Here is a 21,741-nt window from a genome sequence, read left to right as displayed (position 1 = left end):
TTCAGTCCTTTCTTGGCAAGCGGTGGGTTTACGGGTGGCGGCGCTTTTTCTTCGGCTTGAAGTCGATGATGTGCCCCTCGACAACGTGGGCATGGCGCTTAATTTTGATCTGCTGGCTGCGCTGGGCGTCCAGGGCCTGCCGGTAGCCGTCCTCGGTGAGAAACAGGCGCACCTCGTCGCCGGGGCTGCCGTAAGGGGTGCGGGGCTTGCGGACCGCAAACTCCACCATCCAGCGGGTGCTGTCCTGAAATCGCTCCACAGCCAAAATGTTATGTCCTTTCAGCTCGCGGGCTGAAATATCCCTCATAGGCAACTCCTCTCTCAGCGTTCATGCTGTTGCTGGCGCTTGCGCTGCCACTGTTCCAGCAGCTTGATGATGGTCTCCTGCATCCGCTGGGGCGTATAGCTCCGGGGAAAATATTTGCGCAGGGTGTCGCTGGTGAAGGTGATCTTGTCCAGGTCGCTTTTCTTTTCTTCGCCCATGATGACCCGCATCATGTCGAGGGTCAGGTGGCCCTCCTGGCTGTACTTTTTCAGCCGCTGGGCCTGGGAGAGCGACGGCGTGGCCTGTTCGCTGTCCATCGCGTCCAGCAAATCCACCTGTTCCTCTTTTTTGAGGAAGGACAGCTCGTAGGCCGGATTGAAGGCGATTTTCTTCTCGTCCACCATGTCCAGCAGTTCGGGAATTAGCTCGGTGAGGCGGATATAACGAAAAATCTGGTTTTTACTCTGGCCGACCTGTTCAGCCAATACCTCGCTCGACTTCTTCCCAAAATCGTTCCCAACTTGGGAACAATTTTCTTTGGACGGTCTGCCAGCTTGTCGCTTCATAGCTTCCAGCTTCATCTTGTAGGCAAAAGCCCTTTCACTGGGGAGCAGGCTTTCCCGCTGCAAATTGCTGTCAACCATGATGATGGTGGCCTGGTCATCGTCCAGGTCGCGGACAATCACCGGCATGGTTTCTTTACCCGCCAGCTCGCTAGCTCGGTGCCGCCGGTGCCCGGCAACCAGCTCATAGCCGCCATTAGGGTCCGGGCGGGCAATGGCCGGGACCAGTACGCCGTACTGCCGGATGCTGTCGGCGGTCTCCATCATGGCCTCATCGTCCTTGACCTTAAAGGGGTGATCCTTGAATGGGTGCAGCTCCGACAAGGGAATTTCCATGACTTTTTCACGCTGGGCGTCGGCGCGGCTTTCCTCGGTGGAAAACAGGTCATCGACTGAGGCCAGCTCTACTTTTTTCGCGCTGCTTTTCAAGTTTTATCACCTCCCGCGTCAGATTTTTATAGGCTTCCGCCACCTTGCCGCCGGGGTCATGTGCGAAGATACTCTTGCCCTCGGCGCTGATCTCCTTGGCTCGAACCGAGTGGGGAATCTCGGTGCCGAACACCTTGATTTTGCTGCCGTAGGTCTCCCGCAGCAGGGCGGCGATCTCTTTGGCAAAGTTGGTGCGGTTGTCCACCATCGTCAGCAGAATACCGTCGATCTGGAGCTTGGGATTTAACTGCCGCTTGACCTTGTTGATGGTGGACAGCAGCTGTTCCAGGCCCTTGGCGGGCAGATACTCCGCTTGGACGGGGACTATGATCCTGTTGGCGGCGGCCAGCGCGTTGACCGTGAGCATTCCCAGGGAGGGTTGGCAGTCGATGAGGATATGGGAATACTGTCCCTTCACCGTGTCCAGATACTGCCGCAGAATCGTCTCGCGGCTCATGGCATTCACCAGGGATACCTCCATGCCGGAGAGCTGGATGTCGGCAGGCATCAGGTCCACGCCCTCCGGGTGGTGCAGGATGCCCTCGCCGGGTTTGATCGGGTCGTCCATGAGAATACGGCCCATCGCATCGGACAGGGTAAAGGGCAGCTTGTCCGGCTGCGGGTTGCCCAGGCTGATGGTGAGGCTGGCCTGCGGGTCAGCATCCACCAGCAGCACCTTCTTTCCGGCCTGCGCCAGCCCGATGCCTAAGTTGGCGCAGGTAGTCGTTTTGCCGACGCCGCCCTTCTGGTTGGCAACGGCGATGATTTGTGGGTTCAATGACTTCACCTCATTTCTGATTGGGTGTTGTCATGTGCCTGCATAACAGCCCTGGAAACAACAAAAGCCGCCACTTAAAACAAGTGACGGCTTCGCTTAAATCCAATATTCTGTTGTGTTTGGAATCAAAAGGTTTTGAGTTCCTTTCTGCTATTCATTTGTCGTTAATGAAACACCTCCTGCAATTCGACTTATTTCAGTATGATTTTTCGGTTTGGAAAAGGATGAAAAAATCAGACTGAAAACCTCAAAACCCTTGATCCTACGGGGCTTTTCCGGTTTGTCGTAATTATACCGTAAGGGCACAGCCATATCAGTCTTTTAATTGATATGGGATTTTCCGCCGTTGCTATTGCTGACCGAGTGGGACACGAAAGCATAGAAATCACTTACCGCTATGCTCATCTATTCCCGTCAAAACAAAAGGAAATGGCAGTTAAACTTGATTTTATGAATAAAGGAGTGTGATGATATGTCAGCTAAAAATGTAGACCGCCACAACCGTTTCCGCAGTATTACCGTAGGATTTCGAGTATCACCCGAAGAACAGGAAGAACTCAACAGAGCAGTTGCTCTTTCGGGACTGCCGAAACAGGAATACTGTTACCGCAAGTGTATGGGGCGTGAGGTAGTGGTTCAGCCAAATCCGAGAGTTTATAAGGCGCTGAAAACGCAGATGGCATTTATCCTTGAGGAATTACAGCGTATTGCCGCAGGTGAGAATGTCCAAACGGAACTGCTCGACACTATTGACCTTATTGCCTTTACAATGCACGGACTGAAAGGAGAGAATGCAAATGAATGATAAAAAAGAAATGACCGCCCGAAAATCATCTGTTGGCGCAGATGAAAGGCAGTCACTCAATGTATCTGTTAATAGTATAACCACATATCACTTGAAAATCAACACTTTTATTTTGAAAGGCGGTGGTATGAATGGCAGAACTTAAAATTATCAGTATGGATGAAGTCCAGAGCAAACAAGTGAACTGGCTTTGGTATCCATATATCCCATACGGAAAAATCACAATTATTCAGGGCGATCCCGGTGAGGGCAAAACAACTTTGGCGTTAAGACTGGCGGCGCTTCTCTCTAAAGGAGAAGCGCCGCCCTATGATGATACTGAGCGTGAGCCTGTAAAGATCATCTATCAAACTGCAGAGGACGGACTGGAAGATACCATCAAGCCGAGGTTGGAAGCGGCTGAGGCAGACTGTACGCAAATTAAAGTTATAGACGAATCGGAAGTCGCACTCAGTATGCTGGATGAACGCATTGAAAAAGCAATTATAGAAGTCGGTGCAAGGGTGGTAATCCTTGATCCGATTCAGGCGTATGTCGGTGCGAATATCAATATGAACAACGCTAATGAAGTCCGCAATGTGATGGCACAGCTGGGAAGAATCGCAGAAAAATATGACTGTGCAGTTCTGCTCGTCGGTCATATGAACAAAGGAAGCGGAAACAAATCTTCCTACCGTGGACTTGGTTCCATTGACTTTCAAGCTTCGGCAAGAAGTGTTCTGATTGTCGGGAGAATCAAAGACAATCCGCAGGTGCGAGTGATGGTGCAGGACAAGTCTTCCCTTGCACCCGAAGGTGAAGCGATTGCCTTTGAACTGGACAAAGAAAACGGATTTAGTTGGCTCGGTCATTACGATATCTCGGTTGACGATCTGTTAAGTGGCATTCCGAAAGAAAAGAAATCAGAGCAGGCTGAAAACTTAATACTCGAATATCTTTCAAAGGGCAAATACCCGCAGAAAGAATTGGTAAAGAAAGCACAGGCGATGGGAATTTCAAAGCGTGTGCTGGATGAAGCAAAGAAAGCACTAAATGTCCAATCGGTTAAAGAGGGCAGTCAGTGGTACTGGCAGCTTCCCGAAAAAACAGAGTGAAGTTTTTCAAGGTTGCAACATTGCAAAGACAGGCATATCTGCAACCTTGCAATGTTCTTTTTTCGGGAAGTAATAAAGTTTGGTGGAGAGTGCAGAGAACACCTTTTCAAAGGTGTTCTTTGCCCCTCGGAGAGCCCACGACATCTTTGCAGCCGAAGCGCTGAAAGTGTCATAGTGGGTTACACACTTTGAAAAAGTTGTGTAACTGCGGCTCCCCGAAAATACACCTTCGGAAAGGAGTGAGAAAATGGCGAAACAAAACTTCAGTGTCGCCCGTATCGAAACCCGTACAAGAGCAACGGTTGGCAAGTTTGAGCGACACATCGAGCGTAAAAATGACAGCTATGAAAATATGAATGTTGACCTCTCACGCACACCTATGAATGTAAGTTTTAAGAGCTGCGGAGAGCTGACCTATAACGAACATCTTGACCAAATGATTGCCGCAGGAGAGGTATCCTTGAAAGGGTTAAAACCTGATGCGACAGTCTTTGACGAGATGATTATGGATGTAAATACCGACTATTTCGAGCAGAACGGCGGCTATGAATATGCCTGTCGGTTCTATGAAGAAGCCTTCCATTTTGCAGAAAAGCTCTACGGTAAAGACAATATTGTATCTGCAGTAATGCACGCTGATGAACTGAATACAGCAATGACTGAGAAGTACGGCAGACCGATTTATCACTATCATCTGCATATTATGGCGCTGCCGGTGGTGGACAAGGATGTGCGCTGGACGAAACGATGTAAAGATCCTGAACTGGTAGGAAAGGTAAAAGAGGTCATTCATCAAGTGAGCCATTCAAAGAAATGGAAGTCCGAAAAGGCGCTTGATGAAAACGGAAATCCCATTCTGAACAGCAAAGGAAAGCCAGTCTATCACGCTTCCTATAGCATATTACAGGACAAGTTTTATGAGCATATGCAGGAAGCTGGCTTTAACGGATTCAGCCGTGGAGAGCGTGGAAGTACTGCTGAAAACTTAGCTTCACTTGAATTTAAAATCAAGAAAGACAAAGAGAAACTATCAAGTCTTCAAGAAAAAATCGCTGGAGAACAGGTACGGTATGAAGAAAATCACAATGCTTTTATGACCTTTCATGAGATTGACAGCTCAGGCAAAAAGTCGTTTACAGGCAAATATACCGTGTCGGCAGACGACTACGAAAAGCTAACCACCCTTGCAAAACAAAGCTACTCAGCGGTGTCCGAAGCAAAGAAATTACAGGAAGAAAATCAGTATCTAACAAGGCAGATATGGTCATTACAATCTGAAGTTTCACGGCTAAAAACAGCTTTATCTGAGCTGACGGAAAAATGCAGACCGTATCTGGAAGCGTTAAAAGCGGCGCCTAAAGCGGTCAAAGAATTTATTGACGGTATCCTTGAGAGGTTCAAGAAACAGGAAAAAAGTATTCTTTATGAGCCGATTCCTGCACCGAAAACACAGTCACAAGAGCGTGAAAAGCGTTCAAAAAATAAAAATTATGAAAGGTAGGAAAACAAAATGGCAAAGACGATTTTTGAAGAAATGGGCGGCACTTATGTACGGCAGGGAGATTATTATCTCCCTTGCCTCTCACTGTCCGAAGAAGAACAGAAGCCAGTGGGCGTGTGGGGACAAAGACACTTGAGGTATATTAAGGAGCATAAAAGGACTCTTTATGTGAATCTGCTGACTTCCTGCAAGCTGAACAGTTACCTTGCCGGGGTTAATGAACAGGCAGAAGAAATGTTTTCCCGGCTGGTAAAACAACTGGCGGAAAAAGAAAATGTAACAGAAAAGCTCAAAGCTGAAAATCAAATGCTTTGGGTGCAGAGGATGAATAACATTCGTAACAGAGCGAGGGAGATTGTAGATAAAGAATTGATTTATACAGTATAAACAAATTGACGGCAGGAGATCAAAACTGTCCCTGCCGTCAATAACTATTTTTTATTTGCCCAAAAAGTCAGATACATTTGAGAGACCGATTCAAGTAACACAAACAATATGTGTAAAATAATAAAGAGACAAATAGATACAATGAATTTCAATGATACAATGGGCAAAATAGTTTTTATAAGAGAAATAGCTATAAGCCCAACTAGGTATATTATTTCTACAATAACATTGTATGTTATATTAGAAAGCAAAATTTGAAATAGAGATAATTGCTTACCGTTAACAGGCTTATATTGTGTTTTGTTTGATTCGGTTTCTTTTAAGCATTGTATATTCTTGTTGTCAGCAGACACTAAAATTGTAATAATCGCTATAGAAAAAGAAATTAAAATTGCTACAATATTTATCTGCGTATCTATAAATCCAGAAAAGGTTGATATAACTTTTTCTGAATTACCTATATTAAAAAATATAGATAATAATAATGCAGCTAAAGCAATCAGCATTGGAATGAGAAATTTAATTAATACATTTTTCCTTGAAAAAAAGTAATCCTTTAGAGGAATAAAAATTATACTTTTCATTGTTTATCCCTCGTTTCTTCTATGAATTCTTGTGCTTTTTCAAAGAAATCCGAACTGTTTACTTCGTTGGTTACCATTTCAGCTGAAACTGATAAATAATGTTTCATTTTCATAAGCTCAGTATCAACTTCAAATTGACCGAATGAATTTGTTCCTTTAATAGTAACTTTCTTGATTTTTCCTGTTACCTTATTCTGAGAATTATCAAAATACGCCTTTATCAAATTTTCAGGGAACTTTTTAGCTCCTTTTGGGCGTTTAAGACATATTTCAACTTCATCAGCAATATCATTTCTTCCAGCAAACATCATAAAATCATCTTTGATATCTTCTTTGCTCACTACCAGCTTTAATATTGACATAGTTTTTGCTTTTTTGATTGATGAAAGAAAATCTTCTCCTGGCATAATTTCATACGATATCGAATAATGATATTTATCATCCGTATCTTCATTATAACTTACGAATTGAGTATTCAAATAGTCGACTATACAATTTAATGTCACACCATAATGGTTGCTTTCGTGAACAGTAAGCAATCGGTATTCTCCGGCGTTATAACGAATGCATAAATGGGTCTTTTCTTCATCGCCATCCTGCTTGCGCTTACGTGTGCCCAATTCAGTCATTGTTTCTGTGTCAATCTCATTTCTAACGTGATTATATTTTGCGGACTTAAAAATAATATTGTAATTTCCGTTTTTTAAATCTTCATATGAATCAAGCCATACAACTTTTTCTGAAGTTTTGATGTCCTTTTTTCTATCGGTCAGATTCTTCGCTGTAACATATGATAGTAATCTAGAAAATGAATCCAATATTTTTTGTATATCGTAAGCGGAAGAATCGTTACTATCCTTTTGTTTTGATATTGTAAGATAATAAAAGTAAATTGGAACATTTTTCTTTGGTTCTTGACTACTCATTTTTATTTTCCTCTCTTATAATACATCAGATAGCAGTTTCCAACTGTCACTTTTAATATCGTCAGAATATGTTTCTGTGCAAATGCAAAGTTCACTGCTTTGTTTATCTTGTCGAACAATACCGCCAAGCAGTTTATATTTGTCGATATAAGCCTTTAAGACTCCAAATTTTTTAGCAGTATACTTATCGATGTCTTCACTATCGCCAGACTTAGTAAATCCACCTTTTGTTTCGATTATCCATACCTTATTGTCAGTTGTTCCAATAATATAATCAGGATAAAATGATTTTTGCTTTCCAAAGTTATCCGTATAAACGATAGAAAAATATTCAATCCCCTTATCTCCGTTTTTGTAAAACCACTGAATGTTTTTGCTGTTTTCACAATAGCGTTCAAAAAGCTTCTCAGGTAAGGAACGCTTTTCGGCAGAGGAAAGATATCCTTTATATACATTTTTAGAAAATTCTGTCTGCGATTTCGAAGTCCCATCGTAGGTAAAAATCATTTCTAACGGAAAACCGATGGGTTTTTCTGTTGTTTTCGGAATTGTCAAAGCCAGTTGTAGGGATTCATCCGCCATAGCATCACGAACATCCTCAATCAATAAACGCTTATTATTGATTATGAAAGCATATAGCTCTCTTGTTTCGATTTTTAAAATTTTAGACTCACAACGCAATCCGTTAAGGAACAGTTTACGCATAATAGTATTCGTACTATTGTAATCCAAATTTACTTTATATCCTATTTCTGCGACACAATGATGATATTCTTTGCCGTGTTTATGTGTGTTCAACGGCTCGTGTATCGATATATCGTTCAATCCAGTTATATTTTCTTTTGATAAGGTACTTACAGCCCCCGACTTTGTAAAATCAATAATATCTTCAGAAAAGGAATAACCGTGTGCTTCCAACAGCGCTTTGTTTTTAGCAGTGTCACCTGTGATATGATATTTCTTTTCAAAATACTTGTGTATTACTTTAAGTGATAGTTTTGCATCACGAGGATATGGGACATCGGTTTTGTATTCGCTGATGAGTGTAAATGAACGATACTCCGGTTTTAAAAAAATCTTGTATGCGTCGAGCGCTCCTTGTCCTAAGCTCAGCTTTACGCTTTCTGTGAACTTCTCATCTAAAGTATATAGATAGCAGCTATCAAGCAAATCACTCTCATAGTGTTTTGCTTCGGGCATACGGCGAATTCGTCCGATAGTCTGAATTTCAAACACCTCGCTCATATTATCACGGAGCTTTACAAGAATCTGTGCACGAGGACAATCCCAACCTGTAGCCACAGCCTGTTTGATAATAACTGCAATAGGTTCTGCATTTGGTTCCTCAATATCTTCAAGGTTTTGTTTTTTGTCCGAAAGCCATACAGCAAGTAAATTATTTTCGTAAGTAATCCCTTTACTTTCAAAATATTCTTCAACTCTGTCAAGTAAAGCGTCAGACTTGTTTGGAATTTGTACGATAATAAGAGGGTTGATTTCTGATTTTTGATTCAGGTATTCAGAATGTAGTTCTCTCTGCTTATCTATCGCTTTATCAATCAAATATGTAATCTGATCATCCACATTTATGTGTTGCTCAAAATTCTCATTAATAATAAGCAACTTTTTAATTAAGCCCTCTGCAATAACATCCTCTTCGGGAATATCGATTAAAATGGCATTCTTATAATTTTTAGGCGTAGCTGAACATCGGATTATTTTATCTGAATGAAACAACTCAATAATATCATCCGCTTTGATTGTGTCGTTTTGATGGGACTCATCAACAATAATTTTAAAGCACAGCCCGCTATCAAGAGCGTTGCGTATGTGTTCGATAAAGTTTGTGCGCTCGCTGTCTTTCAAAGCATTGTTCCCTTTCTTAGTCAGCTTTTCCCAGTTAATAAAGCAAGCATCGTTTTCTTCAAATCCGGCAGTCATAATGTCGGAAATTAATTTTGTCTGACTTCCGTGGATATACCGATCCATTTTTTCTTTACTTTGTTCCTCAAGGTTGCCTTTACCGGGAGTAAGCCAAATAAATACCGTTTTATGATTGCTTTTTAAATATTCATCCATAAAATGAGTGAGTATAATGGTTTTTCCGCTTCCCGTACAGCTTTTGAGGATAATATCCCTATTCGGCTGTTCCATCGCTTCAGTTAAATCGGCGATAGCTTTTATCTGAAAGTTCGCAAGGATAATATCCATTTTTAGCCCTCCAATTCTTTGTAATAGTAGTCAGGAATGATATTTGCCGTAATCTTCCTATCCCTCAAAACTTGTGCTTGCTGTGCGTCTATCAGAATATCGTGCCCTAAATATAGTTTCCGACATTTGGTGTTGTTTTCAAGTTGAGAAATAAAGTTATCAAGTTCTTCTTCTGTAAGAACGATAGCTATTTCTGCGTTGTTTGTGAAGTTAACGCCGTTTTCAAGTTCGACAAGTTCACGGATATGCTTTAACAACTCGTCCGCATATTCATAATACATACGCTCACTTATGGGGATATAATCTACCTTGTAATATTTCAACGAAGCGGAGTAACCCTCTTTGTCAATAACGCGCTTGATACGCTCGTATGTGACCTCACGGCAGATGTTGTTTTCGTTGTTGGTGCAAAGGATAAATTTACGATTACCGCCATCTTCTGCATTTAGTTTCATCACTGCGTGTCCCGTTGTTCCACTGCCGGCGAAGAAGTCGAGAATTATATCGTTAGGATTTGTTCCAATCTGTAAGCATTTTTTTAGTAAAAACAATGGTTTTGGAAACGGAAAACGCTCTGCAAGACCGAGTTCACCAAGTTCTACAGTACCTTTTTCAGTAATGACATCTGTTTCAACCCATATTGATTTTGCCTTATAAGTTGTTTTACGATATTTTTCGTATATGTTAAATGCGCCATCTCTTTTGGCTCGAGCAACAACATTACTCATTTGTGTATCAGCATTTACATTTTCGCTAAATAATTTTGTTCCCCAACGCCAACAACTTTCTACTCCTGTTGAGTTATAAGGGAAAACTTCTATGTAATATTCGTCAGTTTGTGTTAATGAAACAGGGCAAAATCCATCTTTGTCAATAGTCAAAGGATTTACATATATCGGGTAAAACAAATTAGGACGGTTGTGTTTACCAAATTTAGGATTACGATTTCTTAACTCTCTTACATTGTATGCACTGATGCCGTCAAGAAGATTAAGGTCATTATCCTCATCAGTTTTATCAATCTCGTTAAATTCTGCTTCTGGAGAGCGTGTGTAAATAAGTAAATATTCGTGTGTTTTTGCAATTTGCTTATAGGTTTGCCCCCTCTTGTTTGACTGAACAATAACCTGAGAGAAAAAGTTTTCTTCTTTGAATATTTCGTCACACAACAATTTTAAGTCAGCCTGCTCGTTATCATCTATTGAAATAAATAGAATACCATCATCACTTAACAAATTTCGAGCAATTTTGAGTCTTACTCTCATAAAAGATAGCCATTTGCTATGTCTAAATGTATCAGTAGCATCCACTCTTGTATCATCATACGCAAAATCTTTATTTGCTGTATTATACGGCGGATCTATATAAATCATTTTTATTTTTCCCTTATGTGTCTTTTCGAGTAATTTAAGAGAAGCAAGGTTATCCCCTTCAATGAGAAAATTCATTTGTCCGCCGTTGTCAATGAACAGGTCTTTCTCTTCGGTCAGTACCGGTGTATGGGTATCAAGCACATCGTCGATTTCCTCACGGTGTTCTTCGAATACAAGTCCATATTTCTTGCCGTTTACATCTTTCTCTAAATCGGAAAGATAGGAAAGAAGATTGCCCGTGTTCTCATCCTGTTGAGCAGCAGAAATAAAGGTTCGGATTTCTTTGATTTTATTCAATAAGTCCTCACGCTTTTGTTTTGATATATTAGTGCTCATTGTTTTCATCCACCTTATTATTTTTGGGTATCATATGTTGCATATTTAGCAAAATATCATTGTATGCTTGTCGAGATGCTGCTTGTTCCTGCTGTTGCCGTATCATTCCATCTGGAATATATGGATTTTGAATGGTTTCCCAAGTAACCTTATCCTTATATCCCAAAGATTTTGCTATTGTTTCCAATAATTTATATTGAGCGTTCTGAATTTTTTTGAGTTGCACTTCATCTGGGTTCTTAACGCAATATTTGTCATATAAATCTTTCCAGGCATTACGGACTTTTTTATCATCTGAAAATACAATATCAATAATATTAAGGCAATGCACACTTTCCTGTGTCCAGCCATATATTCGAGAAGTCATAAGCACTTTGAAGATGTGCATTTTATCTTTTCTTATTTCTGCTCTATTTTGCAAATGTTGTCCAATCAAGACGGCAACTATAGGAATTACAATTATAGCTATTAAATTTAAAATGTCTTTACACTCCATTTTCTCGTCCTCCTAATTACATCCATTCGCCATTAGCGGCAGACCATTTTTCAGTAAATTTTTCACCTTTGACCGCCACTGTAAACGGTTTTGTCAAAAACGCCTCAATTATTTTTAACACCGTATTGAAATCATCAGTTTGAGTATCAATCTTCCGACAGAATGCTTTCCACTTTTTCTGCATAGCAGAATCGTCTGCAAAGCTCATAACCTGTTCAAACTGTTCAATCGTAAAGGCGTGTCCACGATTTTCAAAAGTTTTCTTCAGTGCTTCGGTGAGCACCTTGCCGTCAAAATCAAATTTATTAGCAAGATAGTAAATGTCATAATAATCCTTCATTCGGCTGGAAAATTCCATCAGACTGAGGATTGCGTCTATTTTCTCAGCAATCGTCGTTTCAAGAGAATATGTATTTACTACCGGCGCAGCGAAGTCGTCAAGCTGTGTCGGGATTTTTCTCTTTTCCTGTTTCGGCACGATAACATCACCCACACCAAAGTCTATACTAAACGGCGTTCGTGTGTTTTTAATACGAGCCACAATAGAAGCTCCGATACCGGCATATTTCTTTGCAACTGCAATGGGTGCAATATCTTTAATTTCAAAGGTAATAAAATCATTGCCGGTGGGCGTGGATATGATTTCTTCCAGTACAGGTTTTAGCTGTTCTGGAGTATTTGGTACTCTCCGAAGAAGAAAATCAACATCTACCGTTACTCTGCTGTCAAAGTCGGTAACAGAGTAAATAAACAGACCACCTTTAAGAACGAGATTTTCCGCATATTTGGATTTTTCCAAACGGCGCAAAAATTCTTCCTGACAAAAGAGCTGCAAACAAAGCTGATAGCTTCTTCCGCTTTCGGCAGCCTTATTTTTCAGTCGTGCAAGCACGGATGCGGCAATATCAGCCATTGAGCAGCACCTCCATTACATTCATAAGTTTTGTATAAACGCCCATATCCTTTGCGTATTTAGAAAGATTTGCGAGATTCTTTTTCGGATCTGCTACATAAGCGTTGATTGCTTTGTTGAACATTTCACTATCAAGCTTTGAACGATACTTAAAGCAATCACAGATTGTTCGCTCTCGGTCATAAACTTTTAATTCAACACCATTAAAGTCACCTACAGTAGCACCGTAATGGTAAAACTCGTTCTGAACATAATAAGCTTTGATAGGGACTTCCTGCATTGCTTTGATTGCTCTTGAAAAGGAACGGGGGACAGCAACTGTCCATTCACGAGGAGCAAAGTCACTGTACCCATAATAAAATAGAGCAGACTCTACACAAACAATTCCTTGCGGCAGGAGTTTAGAAATTAGAGCTTCTTCTTTTGGCTCTTCAGCGTTAGGCAGTTTGTAAAAGCCATTGCGAATACGCTCTATATAACCTTGATTGCAAAGGGAAACGACATCATAGTTTTTTAGCCCGACGGCAACAAAGTCTGCTGTCTTCGCAATGCTTCCGACTTTATTAAAAACATCAATTGCTATTTCGTGTTTATTCAATAGTTCACCGACTTTCTGCACGCATTTTTTATTATTTGCGTGATTATAGTATAGCATTAATCGATAAAAATTACAACTATTTTTACACGATTAACAAAAAATATGCGTGTAAAAAATCAAAAAGTTATTGCAAGGCATATCGCTTTGTGCTATAATACATTTGGCAAAACCAATCCGGTTGCACTTATTCTTTTCTCGCAACCATCGGTTTTATCGCACCTGATAAGATATTGATAAATTCTCGTCGTACAGGCAGTATAATATGGATTATCAGAATAATACGAAAACTACATCACACGGTTTATAAACAAAAAGCGTTAAGTTGTAGTTCTCGGCAACGAGTTTGAATAATTTGCATGTCGTAAAAACACTGTATTCATGTGGGTTTGCACACTTAAAGGAATATCAAAGACTTACCTGCACAAATCTGCTTACAAGAGGAAAACTGAATACTTACCTTGCCAACATTGACAGGTAGGCACAGGAACGCTTTGAAACACTTACAGAGCAGATGAAACACGCGCAGGGTATTTTACGGGAATGCCTGAAGGAAGAAAACGCCTTAGAATGGACAAAAAGAATGAATAATATTTGGGCGTGCAATGGAAATTGTGGAGAAAGAAAACATCTTCGCATGAGACCAAAGCGGCAGGGAGAAATCTCTGCCTTTTTTGCCTTTTTTGTTTGTTTCGTAATTGACAAATAACAAATTCATTGTATAATACAGTTATATAAATAGATTATATAACTGTATTATATAGGAGGTAGGAAATGCCAAAACAGAGAATTACAAAAGAAATGGTCGTTAATGCTGCTTTTGAGATTGCAAGGGAAAGCGGTATGGAGCAGGTTATGGTGAAAAATATTGCTGATAAAATAGGGTGTTCTGTTCAGCCCATTTACAGTTATTGCAAAAATATGGATGGGCTGCGGCAAGATGTGGTTGAACAGATCAATTGCTTTATACGGGAATATGTAGCAACGCACATTAACAAAGACGATCTGTTTCGGAGTACAGGTAATTCATACATTCGTTTAGCACAAGAGGAACCTCACTTATTCAGAATATTCATTTTACATCAAAGAGAGGGGATTTCTTCATTGAATGACTTGTATCAATCAGAAACGAATCCTCATATGGCTGAATTTATTGCGGAAAAATTGAATATCAGCATAAAACAGGCAAAACGGTTACACTTGAATATGCTGATTTATACCATCGGCATAGGCACTATATTTTCAGTAACTACACCGGGGATTTCCACCGATGAAATATATACGCAGCAAGAAGTTGCCTATGAAGCTTTTTTAAGGCAGGCATTATGTTCTAAAGAATAATCATAAAAGCTGATAAACTATTTTGAAAGAAAGGTATCGACTATGAAAAAAGGGATTATTATTTATCAATCGAAATATGGAGCCACAAAAAAATATGTTGAATGGCTACGCAAGATGACAGGTTTTGAATGTGTTGAAACTCCGAAAGCGTTGATTAGTGAAGTGATGAATTATGAAGTAGTCTTATTATGTGGTGGTATATATGCCTCTGGAATAGCAGGCTTGTCTTTCTTAAAAAAGAATATAAATAGTTTGAGAAATAAGAAAATAGCGATATTCTGTGTTGGTGCCTCACCTTATGACGAAAGTGCGTTTGCGGAAATCAAGACACACAATTTAACAGGGGATTTAAGAGAGATTCCGCTTTTTTATGGTAGAGGAGCTTGGGATGAAAGTAAGATGAAATTTATGGACAGGACTTTGTGTAAAATGCTTCAAAAGTCGGTGGCAAAAAGAAATCCAGACACATATGAACCATGGATGAAAGCACTTATGTGTGCAGTAGGACAAAGCTGCGATTGGACAGATGAAAAATATTTGTTACCCTTAATAGACTATCTTGAGAAATAAGGGTGCTTGCGAGAAAGGTGGTTACTCTGAACAAGGAAGCAAGGATTTTATGCCCTGTTTGCGGTGGGAAAAAACACACAATGATACGAGAAGATACAGAACTGAAAAATTTCCCTTTATACTGCCCGAAATGCAAGCAGGAAACACTTATCAATGTCAAAAATATGAAGATTTCACTTTTGGATAGCAAATCATAAAGTTGAAATTACATAGAAATTTTGAAACCGTCTCATTGCATAGGATTTTTCTTTGACTTATACTTGAGTACAGGAGGTGCTGACAATGGCAAATGAAGATAAAAAAGATTTTAATGCAATGCTACAATTCTACACGATAGCAAGGATATGCCCAAATTCCATACGATTACGGATAAGAAAAGCATAGAGAAGTATGGCGGAGATAAAATGTATTTTGCACCGCCGATTGAATATGACAAAGTAATGCGGCTTGTGCCTTTTGGTAAGTTGCTTACACTAGGTACGATTAGAGATTATTTTGCAAAACAAAGTGGAGCTGATTTTACGGAGCCGATTACAGCAGGAATATTTGTTTCGATTGTTGCATGGGCAAGTTATCAGCGTTCTGAAGATGAAACACCTTATTGGCGTACATTAAAGGCAAATGGGGAATTAAACGCAAAATATCCCGGCGGCATTGAGGCACAGAAAGAGAAGCTGGAAGCGGAAGGACATACGATTGTCCAAAAAGGCAGGAAGAATATCAGATACTATGTCAAAGACTATGAAAATGCCCTGTTTGCGTTATAGGTGTTTTTGGAAAGCGCTTTTAATATCTGTCAAGCGAAAATGAAAATGTCCCAAAAAAAATCAAACATTAGCACCGTTCATTCGGTGCTTTTGTTTTGCCACATAATTGAGATAAGAAGCATGTTTCCAAGGATGAGACATAGACGGTATATAGTACTTTCTTTGTTTAGGTTTCTCATATTGTACATCAAAAGTTTTAGACAGTTCTTCATGTTCAGGAATTTCTACCATAACGAAAAGCTGATCAAGAATATTGACATATAAACTTCCTTCAAAGGATTCGATGACCATGGCTGTAGTACCTTTTTTCAAGTATGTCCTGATTCCGTTTTTTGTAACAGGTATGTAATACTTGTTCTTATAGCGTATACAGTGACCGTTGTCTATTTTACGTGTACTCAATACAGCTAAGATTTGATTGATTTTTGTGTTCTCTGGTTGCTTTTCAAATACTGTTTTTAATCAAAAAGTAAAAGGATTTTTTCCAGAGAATGTGCGCAGGCATTCATTGCACTGATATCTGTTGTTTTTGAAAACGATGATACATTTACGATCAGTAAGCTTAGGATGATCGATTGCTTTAGGTTTTGAAAATCCGTGTAAATGAGTAAAGCCATGACAATATGGGCATCTAAGTTTTTCAGGCACTAAAGAGATGTGAAATACGGTTAAATCTTTTGAAGAGACTACTTCATTTTTTTGATCATCTTTTTGTCAATATTGAATAAATCTGTGATAAAATCGTACATAGGTATATTACCTCCTTCGTGTGTATTTTCTCGGCAAAGAAATGATAACACGAAGGCTTTTTCATATGTAAAAGTAGGGTATCCACACAAATGTTAAAGATACCCACACATAATGTTAAATAGGTTTGAAAATAGCAACACCAAAGTTGAAAGGTATGGCACACCCGCGCACGAATTTAAAGCGCCGATCTGAATTACATAATGAATGTAGTTAAGATTTTTTTGTTTAATTAAATAAACAAGTAAAATATATATTTACAAAACAATATTAAACATGTATAATTAAATTGTACAAAATAAAATGTGCTAAGGAGGATATTATGGCGAATAAAGAGTTTAGTAAAGCAATTAAGCGAATACGTAGTAACAACAAATTTACTATGCAAGAAATTGCGGATCAACTAGGCGTTACAAAAGGTGCAGTTAGTATGTGGGAAAATAAAGGAGTTGTACCTCGAGATGATATTTTATTAAAAATATCAAAATTATATAGTATTTCTATTGATGATCTATTAGGAAATCGAGTAGAAGATGAAATTGAAACAGTGAATAAAAAACTTTCATATATCCAACGTGGTTTGGAACAACTTGATGACCAACAGATTCAAAAAGCAGAAAAAATGCTAAAAGTTGTTTTTGACGATATATTTAATGATGATGAGGGGGAAGATGATGATTTATAGTGATTGCTTAAAACCAGATTTTAAAAAAGCGTTGGAAAAAGCAAATGATGTTTTAGTGTCTTCAATTGTTATAGAAACTTTTCCCTTTTCAATAAAAAAGGTTATTAAGGAGAAAACTAATATTGCATGTCGAAGTTACTTAAAAGCAGGAATGTATGGTATAGATATTAAAACATTTGGTTCTCAAGATGCAATTTATCAAAATTTAGAGGGAAAAGGAATAATTTTCTATAATGAAGAAATTTCTAGTAAAGAGAGACAACGTTTTAGTCTAAATCATGAATTTGGTCATATTCAATTGAATCATGATTTAGATAATAAAAATATGTATGGAATTTATGAAGTTGAAACGAACTTTTTTGCGGCACAGATGTTAATGCCAGAACAAATTATCAATGAGTTAATAAATAGAGGAAAGCAAATTACCGTTGAAAATTTGATGTCTTGGTTTAAAGTGTCTAAAACGGCAGCCAAAAAGCGATTGGATACACTTCGAAAAATAGACTTTAGTCATCGCTCTTATGACGAGAGAGTAATTGATGAAAGTATTGTTTTAAAGTATCAAACATTTATAGATTCAATTGCTCCAAAAAGAGTAGACTATTATGATCCATATATGGAAGAAGAATTACAACATGAAAGAGATTCATGGTATTGATATAAGATTCTTCTTTAAGGAGGTGATGCAAAATGGATGTAAATAAAAACACATCATTAAGTTAGTGGCAATAACTTAATAATGCGTTCTGAGATTCAAATATGCTATTTGCATAATGATTTCATCTCGTTAAGAATAACATATTTAAATCTCTTGGTCAAATCAATATGAAATTGTTAAATAAAATCAACTATGAGTAAATGTTGATAGAAAGGAAAAGGTATATTTATAAGTGGCATTTACATTGTCATGTATATATATTAGGTTGAAAAATGTTTGATTTATCGTCTAAATTTAATGAATTTTACAGTTCGCATGTTGTTTTATCTCAAGGAAACCAAGATAACTTATATGCAAAAAAGAACTTAAATATACAACGTTTGAAGGATGGACTAAAGGAATACAATGATGAATATGATACAGCGTATTCTATTGTAGAAACATGTGTACAAGGTAGTATGGCAATATCTACAATCATTCAAAATGATGAGGGTGATTATGATATAGATGTTGCAATTGTTTTTGATAAAACATCTCTTGGGGATAAAGGGGCTCAAGCAACTAGGAATATGGTTGCTAATGCACTCAAAAGAAAAACAAAACAATTCAATGCTGAACCAGAAGTGAAAACAAGTTGTGTTAGGATAAAATACGTAGAGGGTTATCATATTGATTTTGCTGTCTATAGAAGAACATATGATACTCAAAGTGATAGTTGGATTTATGAACATGCTGGAAATGAATGGACAAAAAGGGAACTTAAAGGTTTAACAGAATGGTTTCAAACACAAAATGACAATTCAGATGGAAAACTTAGAAAAATAGTTCGCTTGTCCAAAATGTTTTGTAAATCTCGATCTTCATGGAAAAATATGCCTAGTGGATTAATTCAAACAATTTTGTGTGATGAAAAGTTGCAAGATTCATATGAAAGAATTGATGAACTTTTTTATTATACGATGAAAGAAATTGTGAATAGATTAGAAATTGATACTTCTGTTATTGCTCCTGTTGATGATGGTAGAGATTTAACACCAAGAAAAAGTGATGAACAAAAAATGATTAATTTTAAAAATAGGTTAAAAAGTAAACTTGAAGATTTAGATGTATTATTTAAAGATGAATGTACTAAATCTGATGCGTTTCAAGCTTGGTATGGCTTTTTTAATCATCAGTATTGGAGTGATCAAATTAATGAAACTGCTAATAGTTCTTTAGGATTGTTAACAAAACCTATTTCTTCATATGTGGATACTGAAGAATATATTGAAGAATTATATCCAGTGAATCTTTCATATCGTTGTAATGTATCCTGTAATGTTAGTGGTGATGGATGGCGACCTAAACCTCTTTTAGAGTTTTTATCAACATTAAGGCGTTATTTGCCACATAATTTTAAAATAGAATGTGAGATGGAATATACAAATTGTCCAGTACCATATAAGGTTTTCTGGAAAGTTAAAAATGTTGGACCTGAAGCAGAACGAAGAAATCAGCTTAGAGGCCAAATTGTAGAAAAAGGAAATAGTATAGTAGAGCATAGCAGTTTTTTTGGGAATCATTATATTGAGTGTTATATTGTTAAAGAGGGCATCTGCGTCGCAAGAAAAAGAATAAATGTACCGATAGGAAGGATATAATATGAAGAAAATTTTGAAAAGTATTGTATTAGTGATTATATCAATAGCATTACTACTTACCATATTAATTTTTGAAATTAAGGATTGGCCTGCTGGAAGTAGTATTGCTGGTATATTTACTGGATTTTCTCTTCCAGCTCTTTGGTTCTCATTACAAAATATTTTTGATGATACTGATTGGAAAAATTCTCAAAGGAAACTTGAACGAGGTAAGCTTATTAAAAATGACACAATTATACGTGTTTCTTTTGCATATCTTTATAGAATTAAAGTCGATGATAAATATTTTTTGGTTAAAAATGAGCGAGGGACAGGAAAATATCAACCAGTTGGAGGTGTTTATAAATTTTATGAAAATGAAAAAATGTTGATGAAAAATCTTTTCCAAATTAAAGATGACGATAAAATATCTATTGACAGTTCCTCTCGCAATGATTATCGTCTTAGATTAGAAAATAAATATCTTCGCAAATTTATAAAGCATTTTGACAAGAGAGCTGAAAGAGAGAAAATATATAATCTAAGTAGAGAATTTGAGGAAGAAATAGTAGAAAAAGAAATATTGGATTGGAATCAAATTTCATATCGCTACTGTGGGAGACATATGACTACAGTGAAATTTAGTGAACATTTTCAAACCTATGAACTACTTTTAGCGGATATAGTAGAGCTTATTCTTACGGAGGAACAAGAAGCTGATTTGAGATTATTGATGGAAAATGAAAATGGGACTAGTTTATATTGTTTTGCAACAGCGGAAGAAATTGTTTCTTTAGGAGTTGATACTAAAAATAATAGACTTGCAGAAGTTATTGCAGATCATACAAAAAAGATTATTCAAGAAGAAGAAGGAAAGCTAATGAAAGTTTCATATGTTGGAGAGCAATATACAGTAAACCTTAGAAGTAAGTAAACTACTTTTAAATACTTACTTGTGAATTTGTTTTACTGAATGATTTAGAAAAATAAATTGATTTTTGTTTTTGCTGCCGTTTTGATACCATTAGGTCATATAGTCAGTATAATTGAGATAAAGCATGCTAAAAATAGTTAAATAGTATATGTTATGTGAACAAATATGTTTAATGTTTAATGGTGCTATCCAAGTCGAATAATTTGCATGTCGTAAAAACACTGTATTTATGTGGGTTTGCGCACTTAAAGGAATATCAAAGGCTTACCTGCACAAATCTGCTTACAAGAGGAAAACTGAATACTTACCTTGCCGACATTGACAGGGAGGCACAGGAACGCTTTGAAACACTTACAGAGCAGATGAAACAGTACGTTGTCTAAAGGAAGAAAACGCCTTAGAATGGACGAAAAGAATGAATAATATTTGGGCGTGCATTGGAAATTGTGGAGAAAGAAATCATCTTCGTATAAGACCAAAGCGGCAGGGAGAAATCTCTGCCTTTTTTGTTTGTTTCGTAATTGACAAATAACAATTTCATTGTATAATACAGTTATATAAAAAGATTATATAACTGTATTATACAGGAGGTAGGAAATGCCAAAACAGAGAATTACAAAAGAAATGGTTGTTAATGCTGCTTTTGAGATTGCAAGGAAAAGCGGTATGGAGCAGGTAATGGTAAAAAATATTGCTGATAAAATAGGGTGTTCTGTTCAGCCCATTTACAGTTATTGCAAAAATATGGATGGGCTGCGGCAAGATGTGGTTGAACAGATCAATTGCTTTATACGGGAATATGTAGCAACGCACATTAACAAAGACGATCTGTTTCGGAGTACAGGTAATTCATACATTCGTTTAGCGCAAGAGGAGCCTCACTTATTCAGAATATTCATTTTACATCAAAGAGTGGGGATTTCTTCATTGAACGACTTGTATCAATCAGAAACGAATCCTCATATGGCTGAATTTATCGCGGAAAAATTGAATATCAGTATAAAACAGGCAAAACGGCTACACTTGAATATGCTGATTTATACCATCGGTATCGGCACTATATTTTCAGTAACTACACCGGGGATTTCCACAGATGAAATATATACGCAGCAAGAAATTGCCTATGAAGCATTTTTAAGACAGGCATTATGTTCTGAAGAATAA

Annotated in this window: 26 protein-coding genes and 2 pseudogenes; 16 read left to right on the top strand and 12 right to left on the bottom strand. The window is 37.9% G+C overall.

The genetic code is table 11. The features are described from left to right. Nucleotides 1-28 precede the first annotated feature (28 nt). Genes C1712_RS05555 through C1712_RS05545 form a run of 3 tightly spaced genes read right to left on the bottom strand, consistent with a single transcriptional unit; the run spans nt 29 to nt 2,035 of the window. Nucleotides 29-307, bottom strand: coding sequence for a DUF5720 family protein (locus tag C1712_RS05555; protein ID WP_007045875.1), 279 nt, complete (start codon nt 305-307; stop codon nt 29-31). Between the two features lie 14 nt (nt 308-321). Further along, nucleotides 322-1,257, bottom strand: coding sequence for a ParB/RepB/Spo0J family partition protein (locus tag C1712_RS05550; RefSeq protein ID WP_040917437.1), 936 nt, complete (start codon nt 1,255-1,257; stop codon nt 322-324). After that, the gene (locus C1712_RS05545) at nt 1,214-2,035 is read right to left on the bottom strand and encodes a ParA family protein (protein ID WP_102267545.1); all 822 of its coding nucleotides are present in this window, start codon (nt 2,033-2,035) and stop codon (nt 1,214-1,216) included. Before C1712_RS05545 ends, C1712_RS05550 begins: the two co-directional genes overlap by 44 nt. A gap of 303 nt (nt 2,036-2,338) precedes the next feature. Here C1712_RS05545 and C1712_RS05540 point away from each other — a divergent pair. The 6 genes and pseudogenes from C1712_RS05540 to C1712_RS05520 all read left to right on the top strand — a co-directional run. Further along, nucleotides 2,339-2,503, top strand: a pseudogene (locus C1712_RS05540) (site-specific integrase); the annotation flags it as partial. Between the two features lie 4 nt (nt 2,504-2,507). Continuing rightward, nucleotides 2,508-2,840, top strand: a complete 333-nt coding sequence (locus C1712_RS05535; RefSeq protein ID WP_102267543.1) for a plasmid mobilization protein — start codon at nt 2,508-2,510, stop codon at nt 2,838-2,840. Continuing rightward, nucleotides 2,833-2,985 carry a hypothetical protein gene (locus C1712_RS12650; protein ID WP_180963083.1) on the top strand — a complete coding sequence of 51 codons (153 nt, stop codon included), beginning with the start codon at nt 2,833-2,835 and terminating at the stop codon, nt 2,983-2,985. The genes C1712_RS05535 and C1712_RS12650 overlap by 8 nt, the downstream gene beginning before the upstream one ends. Then, entirely contained in the window at nt 2,972-3,934 is a 963-nt protein-coding gene (locus tag C1712_RS05530) for an AAA family ATPase (protein WP_102267541.1), read from the top strand. The genes C1712_RS12650 and C1712_RS05530 overlap by 14 nt, the downstream gene beginning before the upstream one ends. A 247-nt stretch (nt 3,935-4,181) precedes the next feature. Next, nucleotides 4,182-5,435 (top strand): plasmid recombination protein, encoded by a 1,254-nt coding sequence (locus C1712_RS05525; RefSeq protein ID WP_102267539.1) that lies wholly within the window; start codon nt 4,182-4,184, stop codon nt 5,433-5,435. A gap of 9 nt (nt 5,436-5,444) precedes the next feature. Continuing rightward, nucleotides 5,445-5,822 (top strand): TnpV protein, encoded by a 378-nt coding sequence (locus C1712_RS05520; protein WP_102267537.1) that lies wholly within the window; start codon nt 5,445-5,447, stop codon nt 5,820-5,822. A gap of 44 nt (nt 5,823-5,866) precedes the next feature. Here the strand turns inward: C1712_RS05520 and C1712_RS05515 are convergent, their stop codons facing one another. From C1712_RS05515 to C1712_RS05485, 7 genes are read right to left on the bottom strand one after another with little or no spacing between them, the layout of a single operon-like run. Next, a complete protein-coding gene (locus C1712_RS05515) occupies nt 5,867-6,406 on the bottom strand; it encodes a hypothetical protein (RefSeq protein ID WP_102267535.1) in 540 nt (179 codons plus the stop codon). Next, a complete protein-coding gene (locus C1712_RS05510) occupies nt 6,403-7,332 on the bottom strand; it encodes a hypothetical protein (RefSeq protein WP_102267533.1) in 930 nt (309 codons plus the stop codon). The genes C1712_RS05515 and C1712_RS05510 overlap by 4 nt, the downstream gene beginning before the upstream one ends. A gap of 15 nt (nt 7,333-7,347) precedes the next feature. Beyond that, complete coding sequence (locus C1712_RS05505; protein WP_102267531.1) at nt 7,348-9,543, bottom strand: DEAD/DEAH box helicase; 2,196 nt, start codon at nt 9,541-9,543, stop codon at nt 7,348-7,350. A gap of 2 nt (nt 9,544-9,545) precedes the next feature. Beyond that, a complete protein-coding gene (locus tag C1712_RS05500; RefSeq protein ID WP_102267529.1) occupies nt 9,546-11,252 on the bottom strand; it encodes a site-specific DNA-methyltransferase in 1,707 nt (568 codons plus the stop codon). Next, complete coding sequence (locus C1712_RS05495; RefSeq protein WP_102267528.1) at nt 11,242-11,748, bottom strand: DUF6680 family protein; 507 nt, start codon at nt 11,746-11,748, stop codon at nt 11,242-11,244. Before C1712_RS05495 ends, C1712_RS05500 begins: the two co-directional genes overlap by 11 nt. 16 nt (nt 11,749-11,764) lie before the next feature. Then, nucleotides 11,765-12,661 carry a nucleotidyl transferase AbiEii/AbiGii toxin family protein gene (locus C1712_RS05490; protein ID WP_102267526.1) on the bottom strand — a complete coding sequence of 299 codons (897 nt, stop codon included), beginning with the start codon at nt 12,659-12,661 and terminating at the stop codon, nt 11,765-11,767. Further along, on the bottom strand, nt 12,654-13,280 hold the full coding sequence (locus tag C1712_RS05485) for a type IV toxin-antitoxin system AbiEi family antitoxin domain-containing protein (RefSeq protein ID WP_245858068.1): 627 nt from the start codon (nt 13,278-13,280) through the stop codon (nt 12,654-12,656). The genes C1712_RS05490 and C1712_RS05485 overlap by 8 nt, the downstream gene beginning before the upstream one ends. Before the next feature lie 750 nt (nt 13,281-14,030). Between C1712_RS05485 and C1712_RS05475 the strand changes: the two genes are divergently transcribed. The 4 genes from C1712_RS05475 to C1712_RS05460 all read left to right on the top strand — a co-directional run bounded on the left by C1712_RS05475 (nt 14,031) and on the right by C1712_RS05460 (nt 15,934). After that, complete coding sequence (locus tag C1712_RS05475; RefSeq protein WP_102267524.1) at nt 14,031-14,597, top strand: TetR/AcrR family transcriptional regulator; 567 nt, start codon at nt 14,031-14,033, stop codon at nt 14,595-14,597. A 42-nt stretch (nt 14,598-14,639) separates the two neighbouring features. Further along, the gene (locus tag C1712_RS05470) at nt 14,640-15,167 is read left to right on the top strand and encodes a flavodoxin domain-containing protein (protein WP_102267522.1); all 528 of its coding nucleotides are present in this window, start codon (nt 14,640-14,642) and stop codon (nt 15,165-15,167) included. Nucleotides 15,168-15,169: 2 nt separating this feature from the next. After that, nucleotides 15,170-15,364, top strand: a complete 195-nt coding sequence (locus C1712_RS05465) for a cysteine-rich KTR domain-containing protein (protein ID WP_425435997.1) — start codon at nt 15,170-15,172, stop codon at nt 15,362-15,364. 147 nt (nt 15,365-15,511) lie between these two features. After that, nucleotides 15,512-15,934 carry an MGMT family protein gene (locus C1712_RS05460; RefSeq protein ID WP_281254627.1) on the top strand — a complete coding sequence of 141 codons (423 nt, stop codon included), beginning with the start codon at nt 15,512-15,514 and terminating at the stop codon, nt 15,932-15,934. Between the two features lie 60 nt (nt 15,935-15,994). On the opposite strand, the pseudogene C1712_RS13220 reads toward C1712_RS05460, so the two are convergent. After that, a pseudogene (locus C1712_RS13220) lies at nt 15,995-16,393 on the bottom strand (ISNCY family transposase); the annotation flags it as partial. Between the two features lie 3 nt (nt 16,394-16,396). Next, nucleotides 16,397-16,582 carry a transposase family protein gene (locus C1712_RS13215; RefSeq protein WP_425435996.1) on the bottom strand — a complete coding sequence of 62 codons (186 nt, stop codon included), beginning with the start codon at nt 16,580-16,582 and terminating at the stop codon, nt 16,397-16,399. Between the two features lie 421 nt (nt 16,583-17,003). Here C1712_RS13215 and C1712_RS05450 point away from each other — a divergent pair, with 421 nt between their 5' ends. From C1712_RS05450 to C1712_RS05425, 6 genes are all read left to right on the top strand, one after another. Further along, nucleotides 17,004-17,366, top strand: a complete 363-nt coding sequence (locus tag C1712_RS05450) for a helix-turn-helix domain-containing protein (RefSeq protein ID WP_102267519.1) — start codon at nt 17,004-17,006, stop codon at nt 17,364-17,366. Further along, complete coding sequence (locus tag C1712_RS05445) at nt 17,356-18,024, top strand: ImmA/IrrE family metallo-endopeptidase (protein WP_180963082.1); 669 nt, start codon at nt 17,356-17,358, stop codon at nt 18,022-18,024. The genes C1712_RS05450 and C1712_RS05445 overlap by 11 nt, the downstream gene beginning before the upstream one ends. A gap of 272 nt (nt 18,025-18,296) precedes the next feature. Next, on the top strand, nt 18,297-19,664 hold the full coding sequence (locus C1712_RS05440) for a nucleotidyltransferase (RefSeq protein ID WP_102267515.1): 1,368 nt from the start codon (nt 18,297-18,299) through the stop codon (nt 19,662-19,664). 1 nt (nt 19,665) lies between these two features. Continuing rightward, nucleotides 19,666-20,577 carry an SMODS-associated NUDIX domain-containing protein gene (locus C1712_RS05435; RefSeq protein ID WP_102267513.1) on the top strand — a complete coding sequence of 304 codons (912 nt, stop codon included), beginning with the start codon at nt 19,666-19,668 and terminating at the stop codon, nt 20,575-20,577. Nucleotides 20,578-20,756: 179 nt separating this feature from the next. After that, entirely contained in the window at nt 20,757-20,960 is a 204-nt protein-coding gene (locus tag C1712_RS13210) for a TnpV protein (RefSeq protein ID WP_425435995.1), read from the top strand. 214 nt (nt 20,961-21,174) lie between these two features. Continuing rightward, the gene (locus C1712_RS05425; protein ID WP_102267511.1) at nt 21,175-21,741 is read left to right on the top strand and encodes a TetR/AcrR family transcriptional regulator; all 567 of its coding nucleotides are present in this window, start codon (nt 21,175-21,177) and stop codon (nt 21,739-21,741) included.

The organism is Massilicoli timonensis, assembly GCF_900199515.1.
Lineage (GTDB): Bacteria > Bacillota_I > Bacilli_A > Erysipelotrichales > Erysipelotrichaceae > Massilicoli > Massilicoli timonensis.
The sequence above is the reverse complement of the archived record's forward strand: the minus strand, read 5'-3'. Positions and strand labels throughout refer to the sequence as shown.